Origin of the sequence: Cryobacterium levicorallinum (genome assembly GCF_004402405.1) — a bacterium.
GTDB classification, from domain to species: domain Bacteria; phylum Actinomycetota; class Actinomycetes; order Actinomycetales; family Microbacteriaceae; genus Cryobacterium; species Cryobacterium levicorallinum.
The window spans coordinates 169,576-184,161 of sequence record NZ_SOFE01000014.1 but is presented as its reverse complement, the minus strand read 5'-3'; the positions used below and the strand labels follow the sequence as shown (position 1 = coordinate 184,161).

The window sequence follows — 14,586 nt, the reverse complement described above, 5'->3', positions numbered from 1 at the left end:
GCGGTGAACAGTTAGACCAGATAATCGGCCAGGTCCTTCTCCAGCTGGGGCTTCGGCTTGGCGCCGATGACGGTCTTGACCACCTCGCCCTTCTGGAAAACCTTCATCGCGGGGATGGAGGTGATCTGGTACTTGGCGGCCAGGGCCGGGTGCTCGTCGACGTTGAGCTTGACGATGTCGATCTTGTCCGAGTTCTCGGCCGCGATCTGGTCGAGGATCGGGCTGACGGCGCGGCAGGGGCCACACCACTCGGCCCAGAAGTCCACCAGCACGGTCTTCTCGTTGTTAATGACTTCCTGGTCGAAGTTGGCCTCTGTTACAGCGCGTGCAGTCATGTGTATCTCCTTCTTGGGTAAATTAAACGAGCTCGGGTTCGCTGGCCGAGGCCAGCAGGTTCTGGGAAAGTGTGCTGAGGTAGTGCTCGGCATCGAGAGCGGCCGCGCAGCCGGAGCCGGCTGCGGTGATGGCCTGCCGGTAGCTGGAGTCGATGACATCACCGGCCGCGAACACGCCCGGCTGGCTGGTCAGTGACGACCGGCCGGCGACAGCGATGGTGCCCTCGGGGGTGAGGTCAAGCTGCTTGTGCACGAGGTGGGTGCGCGGGTCGTTGCCGATCGCCACGAACACGCCGCCGACCGGGAGGCTGGTCTCGGTACCGGAGACGGTATCGCGCAGGGTCAGGCCATCGACGGCCTCTGCGCCCGTGATGCCGACGACTTCGGAGTTCCAGATGAACTCGATCTTGTCGTTGGCGAAGGCACGCTCCTGCATTATCTTGGAGGCGCGCAACTCACCCTTGCGGTGGATGACGTGCACCTTGGAGGCGAACCGGGTCAGGAACGTTGCTTCTTCCATGGCCGAGTCGCCGCCGCCGATGACGGCGATTTCCTTGCCCTTGAAGAAGAAGCCGTCGCAGGTAGCACACCAGGAGACGCCGCGCCCGGACAGACGCTCTTCGTCGCTGAGGCCGAGCTTGCGGTAGGCGGAACCGGTAGCGAAAATGACCGTGAGCGCCTGCTCAACATCGCCATTGCCGAGGGTGACCGTCTTGATCGGGCCGGACAGGTCGACCGACTCGACGTCGTCATAGACGACCTCGGTGCCGAACCGTTCGGCCTGTTCCTGCATCTTGGTCATCAAATCAGGGCCCTGCACGCCCTCCGGGAAACCCGGGAAGTTTTCAACATCGGTTGTGTTCATCAATTCGCCGCCGGCCTCAACGGAGCTGGCGATCAGAAGCGGTTTGAGGTTGGCTCTGGCGGCATAGATCGCCGCGGTATAACCGGCCGGTCCTGAACCGATGATGATGATCTGACGCACGCGCACGCTCCTTGCAGTGGGGGGGCGAAACGGGCAATATCCCGCCTCACATTTCGATACAACACATCCTAATCGGATGCTATTCCACGCCCTCCCAGCTTGCGAGGCGGTGTTCAGCTGGCGGAAGACTATGCTGAGGCGCTCAAGGGAGCGCTGAGCCGTGTGTCCGGACCGAAGGCCTTACCGGCCCAGGCGCCGCTGCAGGGGCGCGAGAAAGGCCGTCAGCTCGGCGCTGCGCATGACCAGGAGCAGGCCGAAGTACGCCGCGGCCATGACGAGCCCGATGAGGAGCATGGAGAGGATGGCGGTCAGTCGGGACGCGACGGCAAAACCGTCCTCGACGTTTCCGCCGAGAATGAACAACAGTGTGATTCCCAGGCCGACCGGAATGATCGCCGCGGCGAGGTACTTCACCAGGCTGCGCACGATGCGTCGGCCGTCGATGCCACCGAGGCGGCGGCGCAGCAGTACGGCGGCCAGCAGGCACTGGAGCACGCCGGACACGGTGATGACCAGGGCGATCCCGACCGCGATCCACTCCACCGGAAGCCCCGCGCAGCCCGCGACCCCGAGCACAATCAGCACCACCTGGAACAGAGTGAAGAAGAACGGCGTACGGGTGTCCCCGAGGGCGTAGAAGGTACGTTGCAGCACGAACAGGATGCAGAATGCGATCAGTCCGAGAATGAAGGCGATGATGACGTTTCCGATGCCCTGGACCTGCTCGAACGGTGCCACGAATACCGCGGCGAACGGATACGCGCATACGGCGATCACGGCCGTCGCGAGCACGATGATCAGGGTGGTGCCTCGGATCGCGGAGGACGCATCCGTTCTGACCAGATCGAACTTTTCCAGCGCAGCATGCTCGCTCATGCGGGTGAAATAGGCGGTGGCGACGGAGACGGTGATCACCGAGTGCGGCAACATGAAGATGAGCCAGGCGGTGGCGAGCACCGCAATGGACGCCTCACCGGTGGCGAGCGAAACGACCTGCGTCTCGACGATCCCGGCGGTGGTGGTCAGCAGCAGCATGCCGAAGGTCCAGGTGGCCATTTTGCCGGCGGCTCCGAGGCCGACGCCGCGAAAGTGAAAGTCGGGGCGATAGCGCAGGCCGATGCGCTTCCAGAAGTAGAACAACACCACGGCCTGCACGATCACGCCGAGGGTGGCGCTGCCGGCCAGGACCGCGATCATGGCCGGGGTGAATTCACCGGCCGCTCGGTTGCCGGAGGCATCGGCACCGTACATGGCGCCGAACACCAACAGGCCGGCGATCGCCACGACGTTGTTGAGCACCGGAACCCAGGTGAATGGTCCGAACATTTTGCGCGCGTTGAGCACCTCCCCGAGCAACGTGTAGAGGCCATAAAAAAACATTTGCGGCAGGCACCAGTAGGCGAAAGCGATGGCGAGGTTCTTTTGGTCGGCCGGCAGGTTAATGCCAATGAATCCAGTGATGGCCGGCGCGAACAGCGTGCCGAGGATCGTCGTCACCGCGAGAATCGACAGGGCGAGGGTGAGGAGCTTGTTGATGTAGGCCGTACCGCCGTCGAGGTGCTGGCTGGCACGCACGATCTGCGGCACCAGAACAGCCGTGAGGATTCCGCCGGCGACGATGACGTAGACGGTGTTGGGCAGCTGATTGGCCAGCGCGAACGCATCGGCGCTATCGCCGAGCTGGCCGATCATACCGGCCAGCACGATGAGCTTGACGAAGCCGAGAAGGCGCGACACGATCGTGCCGGAGGCCAGGAAGGCGCTGGCCCGGCCGATGCTGCCGCCCGTGCTGGTCGGGGTGTTAGACATCGGGGGTCACCGCCAGCTGCCCCGCCGCATTTTCACCAGCGGATGCCTCGGCGGAGTGTTCCCGCCGACGGCTGATGATATTGCGCCAAATACCGAATCCAAAGAAACCCACGACCAGGATCGCAAAAATGCTCGCGCCGACGCCTTCCCAGTCGGCGCGCACGGTGACGTCGATGGGAGCGGGCTGGCCGAGGGGGGTGCCGTTCAGGGTGAACAGGGTGACCCGAAGAACGACGTCACCGTTTCCGACCGCAGCGCTCAACGGCACGGACACCGCCTGCGCGGAGTTGGGCTGGATGATCGTCTCGAGTGTGTCGCCCACAACGAGGCGCCCATTCGACGGTACGACCTCGGTGCGCACGGTCACGGCCTGTTCCAGGGCGTTGTTGAGGGTGATGCGGAGGTCGACCTGGCTACCGACGACGATGATCGGCCCGCGCGTAGTCACGGTGACGGCATGCATGAGGTCGAAGGATGACGCCAGACTGGCCGCGACATGGTCAGCCCAGGCCGAGGACTGCACGTTCCATGAGGTATCCAGTAGTGCCAGCAGGTCGAGGCGCTGGGGGGAAGTCACCACGATCGGATCGGCCAGGATCGTGGCAAAGTCAGCGACCGCGCCCTCACGGTCGAGTAGGGAACGGGCCAGCGTGACCCTGCCGGAGTCGATTGCCTCGTTCTGGAACGTCACGGTGGTGGCCGGAGTGGACTCCTGCGCCGCCTGAAGGGAGACGGCATCCGCCCAGGAAAGACCGGCCACGGCGGCCATGGTTTGCTCGACCCGGTTGGCGGGGGTCGGACTGCTGCGATCAAACGTGGCCAGCAGCGTGCGCGTCGAGTTCGGGTTCTCGGCCGAAACGATTGCCAGCAGCGAGGCGGCTTCCGACATGCTGACCCGCCAGTCATGGTCGGTCGTGGCATCGGCGGCAGCACGAATGGCCGAGGACAGCGCGCTGTCGCTGACCAGGCCGAGCCCGGTGGGGAGGGTAACCGCGGTGTTCGGGGTGAAGACGTCGGACTGCTCCACATTTCCGCTGGAGAGGATGGTGGTGGTCAGCCCACTCGCGGCGAACACGTCGAGGTCGGTGCTGGCGACTTGGCCTGCGCTGGGCCAGCCGATCGTCGTGCTGGTGTAGTTCCAGGCCAGTAGGTCACTGGTTGTAGGAATGACCGTCTCGCCCGGCGTCACCGTCGGGCCGGGCGTCGGAGTCGGTGACGGCGTGGTCTTAGTGGATGTGCGGGAGGTGACGCTCGGCACGTCGCTGGTCGTCTCAGGAACGGGAGTGTTCGAGGGGACGACGAACAAACTCGGATCGATGGCCTGCGCGAAGGACGTCGGTGCGCGCAGGGTGGACGCACCGGCCTGGGCCTGCAGGGAGATATCGGCGTCGGCGTAGCCAAGCGGGAAAATGTCGTTGCTCGCCGTGGCAAGGCGATCGAGCCAGGCCACCGCGGACGCGGGAGCTTTGCTGCCCAGAACTCGAATGGACGCGATGATCTGCGGGTCGATGGCGATAGCCATCGTGGGCAGGTCGATCACGGAATCGAGCTGGCGTGAGAGCAGGCCGACCGAACTCGTATAGGACTCGAGCGCCTTGGCTGTAATCAGGCCGGTCGCGCTCTCTGGGGTCGTGATCGGCATGATCGACGCCAGCCTGACCGGGGTGGTGGCGCTGCCCGGTGACCAGACAAAAGTTCCCCGGCCCTCGGAGCGAACGACATCATCGACCGTGAGAATGGCCGCAACACCGCGCGCCCCCCAGGCATTCTGGTCGGTCAAGCCGAGGGAGGCAGCGGGAACGGTGATCGACAGATTCGTGTTCGCACCGGCCGGAATAGCTTGCGTAGTCGGCACGCTCAGCATTTGATCGCCCGAATTGGCGTCAGCGTCCGGGCGGAGCCAGGACTCGAGGGCCGCTCGGGTCGTGAGAGCGAGGTCGGCGAGGTACACATCGACCCGGCCGATCGGAATGGCCGCATCGGTATTGTTCTGCACGGCAACCGTCAGGAGCAGATCCTGGCCGGGCGACAGCTCGGAGGAATTCGTGCCGGATATGGTGATCCCGACCGAATCGGCGGCGGTCGTGGCGGTTTCGACCGCCGTCCGTGGAGCCTGGGCCTGGGCTGCAGAGAGCCCATTGACTGGCGTCAGAATCAGCGCGGCCAGGGTGAGGATGCCCACCAGTAACCCCGCCGTCGGCCGCAAGCGCCGTGCTCTGCTGGTGCGCTGGGCCGGGCGCACGGCAGTGCGTGCGGCAGCCGGAAGCGCGGGCCGATGCGCGGAATCTGACTCGGCCACCATAGGGGGATTCTACGGCGTGCCAGCCGGAAGCCACCTGCACCGCGTCTGCGCGCCGCGCGCTGACAACTAATATGGGCATATGCAGAGCGTCGCGGCAGCCCTCGCACGACTGGGCGACCTGGCTGCCTCTCCCACGGTATCCCGTCTGGCGAACGCATTTGCGGCGGCCGGCCATGAGCTGGCTCTAGTCGGCGGTCCGGTGCGAGATGCGTTCCTCGATCGGCCAGTGCATGACTTGGACTTCACGACGGATGCGACGCCGGATCAGATTCTCGCGCTCGTCATACCACTCTCCGAGGCACAGTGGGACATTGGTCGGGCCTACGGCACGATCGGAGCGAGCCTGGCCGGTGAAACCGTGGAAATCACCACCTATCGCGCCGACAGCTACGACGGGACCACCCGCAAACCCGACGTGGTCTTCGGTACGAGCCTCGAACCCGACTTGCTCCGCCGGGACTTCACGGTCAATGCCATGGCGCTGCGCCTGCCGCAGCTGACCCTGGTCGACCCGTCCGGTGGCATCGACGACCTGCTGGCCGGGCGCCTGCGCACCCCGAGCACCCCGGAGGTCTCCTTCGGAGACGATCCATTACGGATGCTGCGCGCGGCCCGATTCACCGGCCAGCTGGGTTTCACGCTGGATCTGGACACGGCACTCGCGATGGAAAAGATGTGCAACAGCATCCGTATCGTGTCGGCCGAGCGCATCGGCGACGAGCTCTCGAAGATGCTCGTATCAGCGGACCCGCGCGCCGGCATCGAGGTGCTGATGGAATCGGGACTGGCTGAGATCGTGCTGCCGGAGATTCCCGGCCTGCAGTTGGAGATCGACGAACACCACCACCATAAAGACGTCTATCAGCACACGCTGACGGTACTCGAGCAGGCGATGGGCTACGAGAAATCCCGCGGCAACCTGGAGGCACCCGACCTGATCGTGCGGCTCGCAGCTTTGCTGCACGACATTGGCAAGCCGGCCACCCGCAAACTTGAACCGGGCGGGGTCGTCAGCTTCTACCACCACGACGTGGTCGGGTCGAAGCTGGCCAAGAAGCGGCTGCGCGCCCTGCGCTTCGACAATGACACGATCAACGCGGTGTCCCGGCTAATCGAGCTGCACCTACGGTTCTTCGGGTATACCGAGGGCGCCTGGACCGACTCCGCCGTTCGCCGCTATGTTCGCGATGCTGGTGACCAGTTGGAGCGGTTGCACATTCTGACCAGGGCCGACGTGACGACACGCAATCGGCGCAAGGCCGACCGGCTCGGCTTCGCGTACGACGACCTGGAACACCGCATTGCCGAGCTCAACGAGAAGGAAGAGCTCGGTGCCGTGCGCCCCGACCTCGACGGCGAGCAGATCATGGCCGTGCTCGGACTGAAGCCGGGGCGTGAGGTCGGCGAGGCCTACCGGTATCTGCTCGAACAGCGACTCGACGACGGTCCGCTGGGCGAAGCGGAAGCCACCCGCCGGCTGCAGGAGTGGTGGGCAGGGCGGAACCGGTAGGAGCGCAGTGGCAAAAGCTGCCAACATCCGGTAGTCTGGGCAGGTTGCCTGCGTGCCGGATTCCCCGGACCAGCGCCGGCAGCACATGCACAACCCTCCTGTTGCAGAAAGTCTGCAGCCGTTTTAGTCCGAAGGAGGTGGGTTAGTCATGCATCAGTACGAACTTATGGTTATCCTCGATCCCGAGATCGATGAGCGCACCGTAGCTCCCAGCCTTGACAAGTTCCTCAACGTTGTTCGCAACGATGGCGGAACCATTGACAAGGTTGATGTCTGGGGTCGTCGTCGTCTCGCTTACGAGATCAACAAGAAGACCGAAGGCATTTACGCCGTTGTCGACTTCACCGCGAACGCCTCAGCCACGGTCGAGCTCGACCGCCAGCTGAAGCTGTCCGAGGCCGTCATGCGCACCAAGGTGCTCCGCGCCGAAGAGGGCATCGCCCAGGTCGTCGTCGCGAGCAAGCTGGCCGCCGAGAAGGCTGCCCGCAAGGCTGCCAACCCGAAGGTCATCGCTGCCAAGGCCGACGCTGCTGCCGCAGCTGCCGCAGCACCGGCTGCCAAGGTTGCCGCTGCCCCGAAGGTTGATACCGCGCCGGTCGTTGCCGAGGCCGTTGTGGCAGAGGCTCCGGCCGCTGCTGCTCCGGTTGTTGCTGCCTCCACCGCGGTTCCGGCCGCGAAGGTTGCTGGCGCTAAGCCTGCTGCTGCCAAGGCCGCTCCGGCTCCGGCCGCTGCTGCCGACAAGGCAAGCGACAAGTAGCCCATGGCTGGCGAGACCGTAATCACCGTGGTGGGCAACCTCACCAGCGATCCGGAACTGCGTTACACGCAGAACGGGCTGGCGGTTGCCAACTTCACCATCGCTTCCACTCCGCGTACGTTCGATCGTGCGGCCAACGAGTGGAAAGATGGCGACGCGCTGTTCCTGCGTGCAAGCGTTTGGCGTGAATTCGCCGAGCACGTGGCAGGTTCACTGACCAAGGGTTCGCGTGTCATCGCTTCCGGTCGTCTCAAGCAGCGTTCGTATGAGACGAAGGAAGGTGAAAAGCGCACGAGCATGGAGCTTGAGATCGACGAAATTGGTCCTTCGCTGCGCTACGCCACCGCTTCCCTCACTCGCGCGCAGTCGTCCGGCCCCCGTAGCAGCGCTCCTGCTGCCGGTGGCCAGGGCAATGATGAGCCGTGGGCTCCCAGCGCACCCGCCAAGACTGCGTCGCCCGCAGCATCCGGTGGGGACGTTTGGAACAGCCCAGGCAACTTTAGCGACGAGACCCCCTTCTAAGCCTCGCCTCGCGCGGAGCTAACGTCTTCTTTTAGAAAGTAAGGAAATCATGGCTGGAAAGTCGAGCGGCGACCGCCGCAAGCCGCTTCGCGGAGCAAAGGGTGGCAAGAACGCCGCTCCCGCGAAGTCGATTCGGGTTGGTGTCATTGATTACAAAGATGTCCCCACCCTGCGCAAGTTCATCTCCGAGCGCGGAAAGATCCGCGCCCGCCGCATTACAGGCGTTTCTGTTCAGGAACAGCGCCTCATCGCCCGTGCCGTCAAGAACGCCCGCGAAATGGCTTTGCTGCCCTACGCAGGCTCAGGCCGGTAAGGAAACCAAATGTCGAAATTGATTCTGACGCATGAGGTCTCCGGCCTCGGTGCACCCGGCGACGTCGTAGACGTCAAGAACGGGTTTGCTCGTAACTACCTCGTTCCCAAGGGCTTCGCTGTGGCGTGGACCCGCGGTGGCGAGAAGCAGATCGAGCAGATCAAGGCAGCCCGCGCAGCGCGCGAGCACGCCACCTTCGAAGAGGCCGAGGCGCTCAAGGTCAAGCTTGAGAACACCAAGGTCACCCTGGTCGTCAAGGCCGGCGCCGGCGGACGTCTGTTCGGTTCGGTCAAGACCACGGATGTGGCTAACGCCGTTGCAGCCGCCGGTCTCGGCACGGTTGACAAGCGCAAGATTGAACTCACCGCGATCAAGCTGACCGGTGAGCACACGGCAACGGTTCGTCTTCGCGACGAGCTCAGTGCCACGATCACCCTGGTGGTCGTCGCAGCCAAGTAAGGTCAGTGCCGGTTCCGCGAGTTACCGGCACGTTTGCCTCTTCCATAGCGGAGGGTTCCGAAAGGAACCCTCCGCTATGTGGCGTTAAGAGGCATTTTGTCGGGGTAAACGCAACGCTTTTGTGCACAGGTGAGCATTCGTCTCGTCAAGGTTCAACGGTTGGTTGAGGCTACTTTATTCACAGCGTTGATAATCAACGAAATTGCTGATCAAAGCTATTTATGTGGCTTAGTTCAACTATTTATCCACAACTGAGTGCACAGGTTCTGCACAATCTCCACGGCTTTTTGCGCAGATTCTCCACAGAGTTATCCACAAGGGGGTTTGTGGGGGCGCTGCTACCTACCTAAGGTGATGCAGTGCCGGTTTCCAGCTCAAGCTGGTGCATCGTGGCCCGTGTCGGTGGGTCCTGATACACCTGAAAGCACACGGATTCTCCGAAGTGCACGAAGAAAGAGGTACCGAGTGTCGATCGCTCACCTGGGCCTGGCCAACCAGCCAGCGTCAAACGAGTACGCTTCGTCAGTCCGCGGCGGCGCAGTCGACCAAAATCGAGGCGAGCGGCCCGCTGAAGCCTGGAAGTCGGAGCGTGCCCTGCCACACGACCTGCTGGCCGAGCAGAGCGCCCTCGGTGGCATGATGCTCAGTAAAGACGCCGTTGCCGATGTCGTCGAGACCGTGCGCGGCGGGGACTTCTACATTCCCAAGCACGAGATCATCTTCGATGCCATTCTCTCGCTCTACGCGCAGGGTGAGCCCACCGACGTCATCACGGTCACCGACGAGCTCACCAAACTCGGAGAGCTGTCGCGGGCCGGTGGTGCCGACTACCTGCACACCCTCACAAGCCTCGTGCCCACGGCAGCGAATGCCGGCTTCTACTCCACGATCGTGGCTGAGCGTGCCCTGCTGCGCCGCCTGGTCGAGGCTGGTACCCGCATTGCCCAAATGGGCTACGCCGGCGAGGGTGAGGTGCTCGACCTCGTCAACACCGCCCAGGCCGAAATTTACTCGGTCACCGGCGGCACCGAAACCGAAGACTACGTTCCACTGACCGATGCCGTCACCGCCGCCATCGAGGAGATCGAGGCGGCCAAGCTCAAAGACGGCCAGATGAGCGGCGTACCGACCGGCTTCGCTGACCTGGACGAACTCACCAACGGATTCCACGGCGGCCAGCTCATCATCGTCGCGGCCCGTCCGGCACTGGGAAAGTCCACCCTCGCACTCGACTTCGCGCGCTCGGCTTCGATCCACAACAACATGCCCAGCATCTTCTTCTCCCTCGAAATGGGGCGCAGTGAAATTGCGATGCGTCTGCTCGCAGCCGAGGCATCCGTTCCCCTGCAGAGCATGCGCAAGGGAACTGTCGAGGCCCGCGACTGGACCACGATCGCGTCCACCCGTGGTCGCATCAACGATGCGCCGCTGTACATTGACGACAGCCCGAACATGACTCTGGTCGAGATTCGGGCCAAGTGTCGCCGTCTCAAGCAACGGGTGGGGCTCAAGATGGTCATCATTGACTACCTGCAGCTCATGACGAGCGGTAAGAAGGTCGAATCACGTCAGCAGGAGGTCAGTGAATTCTCGCGCGCGCTTAAGCTGCTCGCCAAAGAACTGCAGGTTCCCGTGATCGCGCTGTCCCAGCTCAACCGTGGTCCGGAGCAGCGCGCCGACAAGATGCCGGCCATCTCCGACCTTCGAGAATCGGGTTCGCTCGAGCAGGACGCCGATATGGTCATCCTGCTGCACCGCGAGAGCGCGTACGAGAAAGACAACCCGCGGGCCGGCGAGGCCGACCTCATCGTCGCCAAACACCGTAACGGGCCCACCCGTACCGTCACGGTCGCCTTCCACGGCCACTACTCCCGGTTCGCCGACATGGTCGCCGGCGGGTAGCCTCCCCTACGCAGCCCCGCACGCAGCGCGCTCGCAGCCCCGCGACCACCTCGCCGCGTAGACTGAGGGGGACAAAATTGTGCAACGAAAGAGGTCGTGCGTGGCGAAGGTCCAGGCGCCATCAAACGTCGGTCCCGGGTACTGGCGCGTGCCCTTCGGGCGCGCCCTGATCGCGTTGATTCCGGCCGCGATCATTACCTTCAATGGCGATCACTCCGCCGAGTTCGGTGTGATCACGTTCGGCGCATTCGCCCTCGCGAGCGGACTCTGGCTCATTCTGTCGGGACCTCGCACCCTGACCGTCGCTACCGACCGCAGCCTGTTCCTGATCAGTGGCATCGTGAGCATGGTCGCCGGCGGAGTGGCCCTCGCCTTTCACGCCGGCGGGCACGGGTTTTTCCTGTTCGTGGTGAGCGTCTGGGGAGCCGTCACGGGGTTCCTGGAGATCTATGCAGGTATTCGCGTGCGCAAGCGAGCACTACCCGCGAAGGACTGGCTGTTCACCGGCATCGGCACCGCCATCCTCGCGCTACTGTTCCTCCTGCTTCCGCCCAACCCCGTCGTGTCGGTCGGGCTGTTCGGGGCCTATCTGGTCTTTCTCGCAGTTTTCCTGCCCATTGCCGGGCTCTCCCTCAAGTGGGATTCCCCGCGGCAGCGCCGCGGCGTTCCCGTCCCCAACGATTCGGATTCCCTGTGACTTCAAAACGCGTCCCCAGAAAAAAAATGGCCAAGAAGACTCCCGGTATGCCCAATCCCGCGCACCAGCCGAGCCGGTCCGATCGGCTGAAACCAGCCGAGCTGCTCGGTATTTCCGGCCTGATGGGCCTGTTCATCGCAGGCACGATTCTATTGACCACCCGCGACCTGATACTTTCGGCGATCGGTTTCGGCGTGACCTTCATCGTGGCTCTCGTGGTGATTGCGATGCTCGTTCTCGGCATGAAGCCGAACGCGTCGGAGCAGACCGACCTTGATGAGCAGAACGGCCACTGACCGCACGCTGGCGCGTCACGTGGCACGCCCAGCCCAACAGTCCTAGACCGGGATGCCCGCCGTGGACTCGAGTACCGACGGTGGTCGCTGGGTCTTGAGGTCGAGACTGGGGGTCTGTCCTGCCGGGCGTTCAGCGGTATCCAGTCGCCGATAGCGGCTCGGAGTCATTCCCACCTCGGTGTGGAACTGTCGATTGAAGTTGGCCAGGTTGGAATAGCCAACTCCGAGAGACACCGAGGCGATCGAGTCGTCGGTCTGGGCCAGCAATCGGCAGGCATTCGCGATGCGCAACTTCTTCACCATGGCGCTGAAAGTCAGCCCGCTCGACTTCTTGAAGTACTTTGAAAACGTCGGCTCCGACATGTGGGCCAGCCGGGCGGCGTCGGACATGCGAATGCGGGTTGACAGATTGTCGAAGATGTAGGCCAGCCCAGCCTCGACGGCGAGTCTGCCGTCGCCCTGACCGGCCGTGGAGAACCACTCCCGGGCGACAAAGGCCTTCTCGTCGACCGGTGCTTCCGCCAGGGTCGCCAGCACGGCGAACACGTAGGAGACCTTGCGGGCGCCCTGCGCGGTGCCTATGAGTTCGAGCTCGGCGGCCGCACGCGCTGCCGTCGAACCGGTGAAGATAATGCCCCGGCCCGAGGACTCCAGGAGCGCCCGCACTGGATTGAGTTCGGGCAACGTGCTCGCGCACCTTTCGAACCATTCGCCGGTGAACTGCAGCACGACGTCGCGGTTGTAGACCACCTCGTCGGTCTGCAGGTCGCTCATCCAATCGTGCGGAACCCCCGGCCCGATGAGCGCCACCTGACCGGGCCCAAACGGGCCAACCTGGTCGCCAATGATGTAGCTGCCCGTGCCGTGCCGAATGAGGTGTAGTTCGTACTCGGGGTGGTAGTTCCAGCGCGCGATTTCGCTCGGGTAATCGTGTTCCAGCCAGCGAAAAGATTCGCTCGGCAGGTGTCGGATCACCTCGCGCGTCGCGGGTCGTTCGAGGAACCGGGCCGCCATGGCCACGGGTCGCGTTTCGTCCGTGGGTAACGCTTTCATCACAACTCCGATCAGACCAGTCAAGCGGATGCGGATAATACAGCGTAGCCGCAGCATCCCTTGGAAAGAAAGTATCAGAATCGTACTCTGCGCGGACTAGGAGGGCGCGAACGAATTCGGGTAACTTCAAGAATCGGATGACGGCGGGAACGCTCCGGACGGAGCGGTGGATTTCTACCCACCCGCCCCCGCACACAGCAAAAGCAACGACGACAAAGGAGTTCCAATGCTTGGAAAGAAACGTGCGATCACGCTGGGGGCGGGGCTCATCGTGATCGCCTTCGCGCTCACGGGCTGTACCGGTGCCGGCGGGGGCGGAGCGGCGTCGGGAGACGTCACCCTCACCCTCGCCACGGTGAACAACCCGCAGATGAAGGACATGGAACAGCTCAAGGGAACGTTCGAAGAGGACAACCCCGGCATCAACGTCAACTTCGTGCAGATGGAAGAGGGCGACTTGCGGGCCGCCGTCACCGCCGACGTGGCCTCCGGGGCCGGCCAGTACGACATTGTCACGGTCGGGGCCTACGAGGTGCCGCAGTGGGGCGCCCAGGGCTGGCTCACCGACCTCACCTCGGCCCTCGCCGACGATCCCACCTACGATGTCGACGACACCCTGCCGGCGGTACGCACCGCACTCACCGTCGACGGCAAGCAGTATGCCGTTCCCTTCTACGGTGAATCGTCGATCCTGATGTACAACAAGGAAATGACCGACGCGGCCGGAATCACGATCAGCGACCACCCCACTTGGCAGGAAGTCGCGATGGCAGCCAAAGCGCTCAACACGCCGGACGTTGCGGGCATCTGCCTGCGCGGCAAGCCCGGTTGGGGTGACCTGTTCGCACCGCTGACCACCGTCGTGCAGACCTTCGGTGGCGCGTGGTACGACGAAGACTGGAACGCGCAGGTGAACTCGCCCGAGTTCGTCGAAGGCGTGAACTTCTACGTCGACCTGCTCGCGGCGGCTGGCGAGCCCGACCCCGTGTCGAACAGCTTCACCGAGTGCCTCAACCAGCTCCAGTCCGGCAAGGTCGCCATGTGGTACGACGCATCGGTAGCCGCGTCGATCCTCGAGGACCCCGAGACTTCGGCCGTTGCCGGCAAAATGGCCTACACCCACGCTCCCGTCTACAAGACAGAAGAATCGGGCTGGCTCTGGTCCTGGAACCTCGCCGTTCCCAAGACCACTAAGAACGCCGAAGCCGCGACCACCTTCGTCAAGTGGGCCACGAGCAAGGAGTACCAGCAGCTAGTCGGAACGACCCTCGGTTGGACCCGGGTTCCCCCGGGAGCGCGCACGTCGACCTACTCGATCCCCGAATACGAGGAAGCCGCTGCCGCCTTTGCCCCGATCACGCTCGACGTCATGAATGCGGTCAATCCGGAGCAGCCAGGACTCAACCCGCAGCCGTGGGTCGGAATCCAGTACGTGACGATTCCAGAGTTCCAGGACGTGGGAAACCAGGTCGCCCAGCTGGTGGCTGATGCCATCGCCGGACGGACCACCGTGGAGGAGGCCCTGGATAAGGGCCAAGTCATCGCCCAGACCGCGGGCGACAAGCAGAAGTAGCACGGCACCAGGTACGTGCTGTCGGGGGTCGGTCGAACGGCCCCCGGCAGCACCTCAACTATGAGGAAGAAGC

At 63.7% G+C, this 14,586-nt stretch carries 13 protein-coding genes and 1 pseudogene; 9 read left to right on the top strand and 5 right to left on the bottom strand.

The window, feature by feature from the left end:
- Window positions 1–11: 11 nt before the first annotated feature.
- The 4 genes from trxA to E3O11_RS08185 all read right to left on the bottom strand — a co-directional run bounded on the left by trxA (window position 12) and on the right by E3O11_RS08185 (window position 5,431).
- Window positions 12–335, bottom strand: coding sequence for a thioredoxin (gene trxA, locus E3O11_RS08200; protein ID WP_092448009.1), 324 nt, complete (start codon window positions 333–335; stop codon window positions 12–14).
- 22 nt (window positions 336–357) lie between these two features.
- Window positions 358–1,320: a thioredoxin-disulfide reductase gene (trxB, locus tag E3O11_RS08195; protein ID WP_092448008.1), complete on the bottom strand. Its 963-nt coding sequence runs from the start codon at window positions 1,318–1,320 to the stop codon at window positions 358–360.
- Window positions 1,321–1,500: 180 nt separating this feature from the next.
- Window positions 1,501–3,129, bottom strand: a complete 1,629-nt coding sequence (murJ, locus tag E3O11_RS08190) for a murein biosynthesis integral membrane protein MurJ (protein ID WP_092448007.1) — start codon at window positions 3,127–3,129, stop codon at window positions 1,501–1,503.
- Window positions 3,122–5,431: a DUF6049 family protein gene (locus E3O11_RS08185; RefSeq protein ID WP_092448006.1), complete on the bottom strand. Its 2,310-nt coding sequence runs from the start codon at window positions 5,429–5,431 to the stop codon at window positions 3,122–3,124. The genes murJ and E3O11_RS08185 overlap by 8 nt, the downstream gene beginning before the upstream one ends.
- A gap of 79 nt (window positions 5,432–5,510) precedes the next feature.
- Here E3O11_RS08185 and E3O11_RS08180 point away from each other — a divergent pair, with 79 nt between their 5' ends.
- From E3O11_RS08180 to E3O11_RS08145, 8 genes and pseudogenes are all read left to right on the top strand, one after another.
- Entirely contained in the window at window positions 5,511–6,941 is a 1,431-nt protein-coding gene (locus tag E3O11_RS08180) for a CCA tRNA nucleotidyltransferase (protein ID WP_092448005.1), read from the top strand.
- Window positions 6,942–7,089: 148 nt separating this feature from the next.
- Window positions 7,090–7,458 (top strand): annotated as a pseudogene (rpsF, locus tag E3O11_RS18115) (30S ribosomal protein S6); the annotation flags it as partial.
- A 243-nt stretch (window positions 7,459–7,701) separates the two neighbouring features.
- Window positions 7,702–8,220, top strand: a complete 519-nt coding sequence (locus E3O11_RS08170; protein ID WP_092448003.1) for a single-stranded DNA-binding protein — start codon at window positions 7,702–7,704, stop codon at window positions 8,218–8,220.
- A gap of 49 nt (window positions 8,221–8,269) precedes the next feature.
- A complete protein-coding gene (gene rpsR / locus E3O11_RS08165) occupies window positions 8,270–8,533 on the top strand; it encodes a 30S ribosomal protein S18 (protein ID WP_035835236.1) in 264 nt (87 codons plus the stop codon).
- A 9-nt stretch (window positions 8,534–8,542) separates the two neighbouring features.
- The gene (gene rplI, locus E3O11_RS08160; protein WP_092110565.1) at window positions 8,543–8,992 is read left to right on the top strand and encodes a 50S ribosomal protein L9; all 450 of its coding nucleotides are present in this window, start codon (window positions 8,543–8,545) and stop codon (window positions 8,990–8,992) included.
- A 594-nt stretch (window positions 8,993–9,586) separates the two neighbouring features.
- Complete coding sequence (gene dnaB, locus E3O11_RS08155) at window positions 9,587–10,894, top strand: replicative DNA helicase (RefSeq protein ID WP_369828705.1); 1,308 nt, start codon at window positions 9,587–9,589, stop codon at window positions 10,892–10,894.
- 100 nt (window positions 10,895–10,994) lie between these two features.
- Complete coding sequence (locus E3O11_RS08150) at window positions 10,995–11,591, top strand: hypothetical protein (protein WP_092448002.1); 597 nt, start codon at window positions 10,995–10,997, stop codon at window positions 11,589–11,591.
- Window positions 11,592–11,638: 47 nt separating this feature from the next.
- Window positions 11,639–11,887 (top strand): hypothetical protein, encoded by a 249-nt coding sequence (locus E3O11_RS08145; RefSeq protein WP_092448189.1) that lies wholly within the window; start codon window positions 11,639–11,641, stop codon window positions 11,885–11,887.
- Between the two features lie 42 nt (window positions 11,888–11,929).
- On the opposite strand, the gene E3O11_RS08140 is transcribed toward E3O11_RS08145, so the two are convergent.
- Complete coding sequence (locus E3O11_RS08140) at window positions 11,930–12,940, bottom strand: AraC family transcriptional regulator (RefSeq protein ID WP_233195409.1); 1,011 nt, start codon at window positions 12,938–12,940, stop codon at window positions 11,930–11,932.
- A gap of 226 nt (window positions 12,941–13,166) precedes the next feature.
- On the opposite strand from E3O11_RS08140, the gene E3O11_RS08135 reads away from it, so the two are divergent.
- Window positions 13,167–14,513, top strand: a complete 1,347-nt coding sequence (locus tag E3O11_RS08135) for an ABC transporter substrate-binding protein (protein WP_092448000.1) — start codon at window positions 13,167–13,169, stop codon at window positions 14,511–14,513.
- The last annotated feature ends 73 nt before the right edge of the window (window positions 14,514–14,586 follow it).

Excerpts from the sequence above, each read along its gene's own strand:
- trxA (WP_092448009.1), bottom strand. The coding sequence starts at position 335 with ATGACTGCACGCGCTGTAACAGAGGCCAACTTCGACCAGGAAGTCATT.
- murJ (WP_092448007.1), bottom strand. The coding sequence starts at position 3,129 with ATGTCTAACACCCCGACCAGCACGGGCGGCAGCATCGGCCGGGCCAGC.
- E3O11_RS08185 (WP_092448006.1), bottom strand. The coding sequence starts at position 5,431 with ATGGTGGCCGAGTCAGATTCCGCGCATCGGCCCGCGCTTCCGGCTGCC.
- E3O11_RS08180 (WP_092448005.1), top strand. The coding sequence starts at position 5,511 with ATGCAGAGCGTCGCGGCAGCCCTCGCACGACTGGGCGACCTGGCTGCC.
- E3O11_RS08170 (WP_092448003.1), top strand. The coding sequence starts at position 7,702 with ATGGCTGGCGAGACCGTAATCACCGTGGTGGGCAACCTCACCAGCGAT.
- rpsR (WP_035835236.1), top strand. The coding sequence starts at position 8,270 with ATGGCTGGAAAGTCGAGCGGCGACCGCCGCAAGCCGCTTCGCGGAGCA.
- rplI (WP_092110565.1), top strand. The coding sequence starts at position 8,543 with ATGTCGAAATTGATTCTGACGCATGAGGTCTCCGGCCTCGGTGCACCC.
- E3O11_RS08145 (WP_092448189.1), top strand. The coding sequence starts at position 11,639 with ATGCCCAATCCCGCGCACCAGCCGAGCCGGTCCGATCGGCTGAAACCA.
- E3O11_RS08140 (WP_233195409.1), bottom strand. The coding sequence starts at position 12,940 with ATGAAAGCGTTACCCACGGACGAAACGCGACCCGTGGCCATGGCGGCC.
- E3O11_RS08135 (WP_092448000.1), top strand. The coding sequence starts at position 13,167 with ATGCTTGGAAAGAAACGTGCGATCACGCTGGGGGCGGGGCTCATCGTG.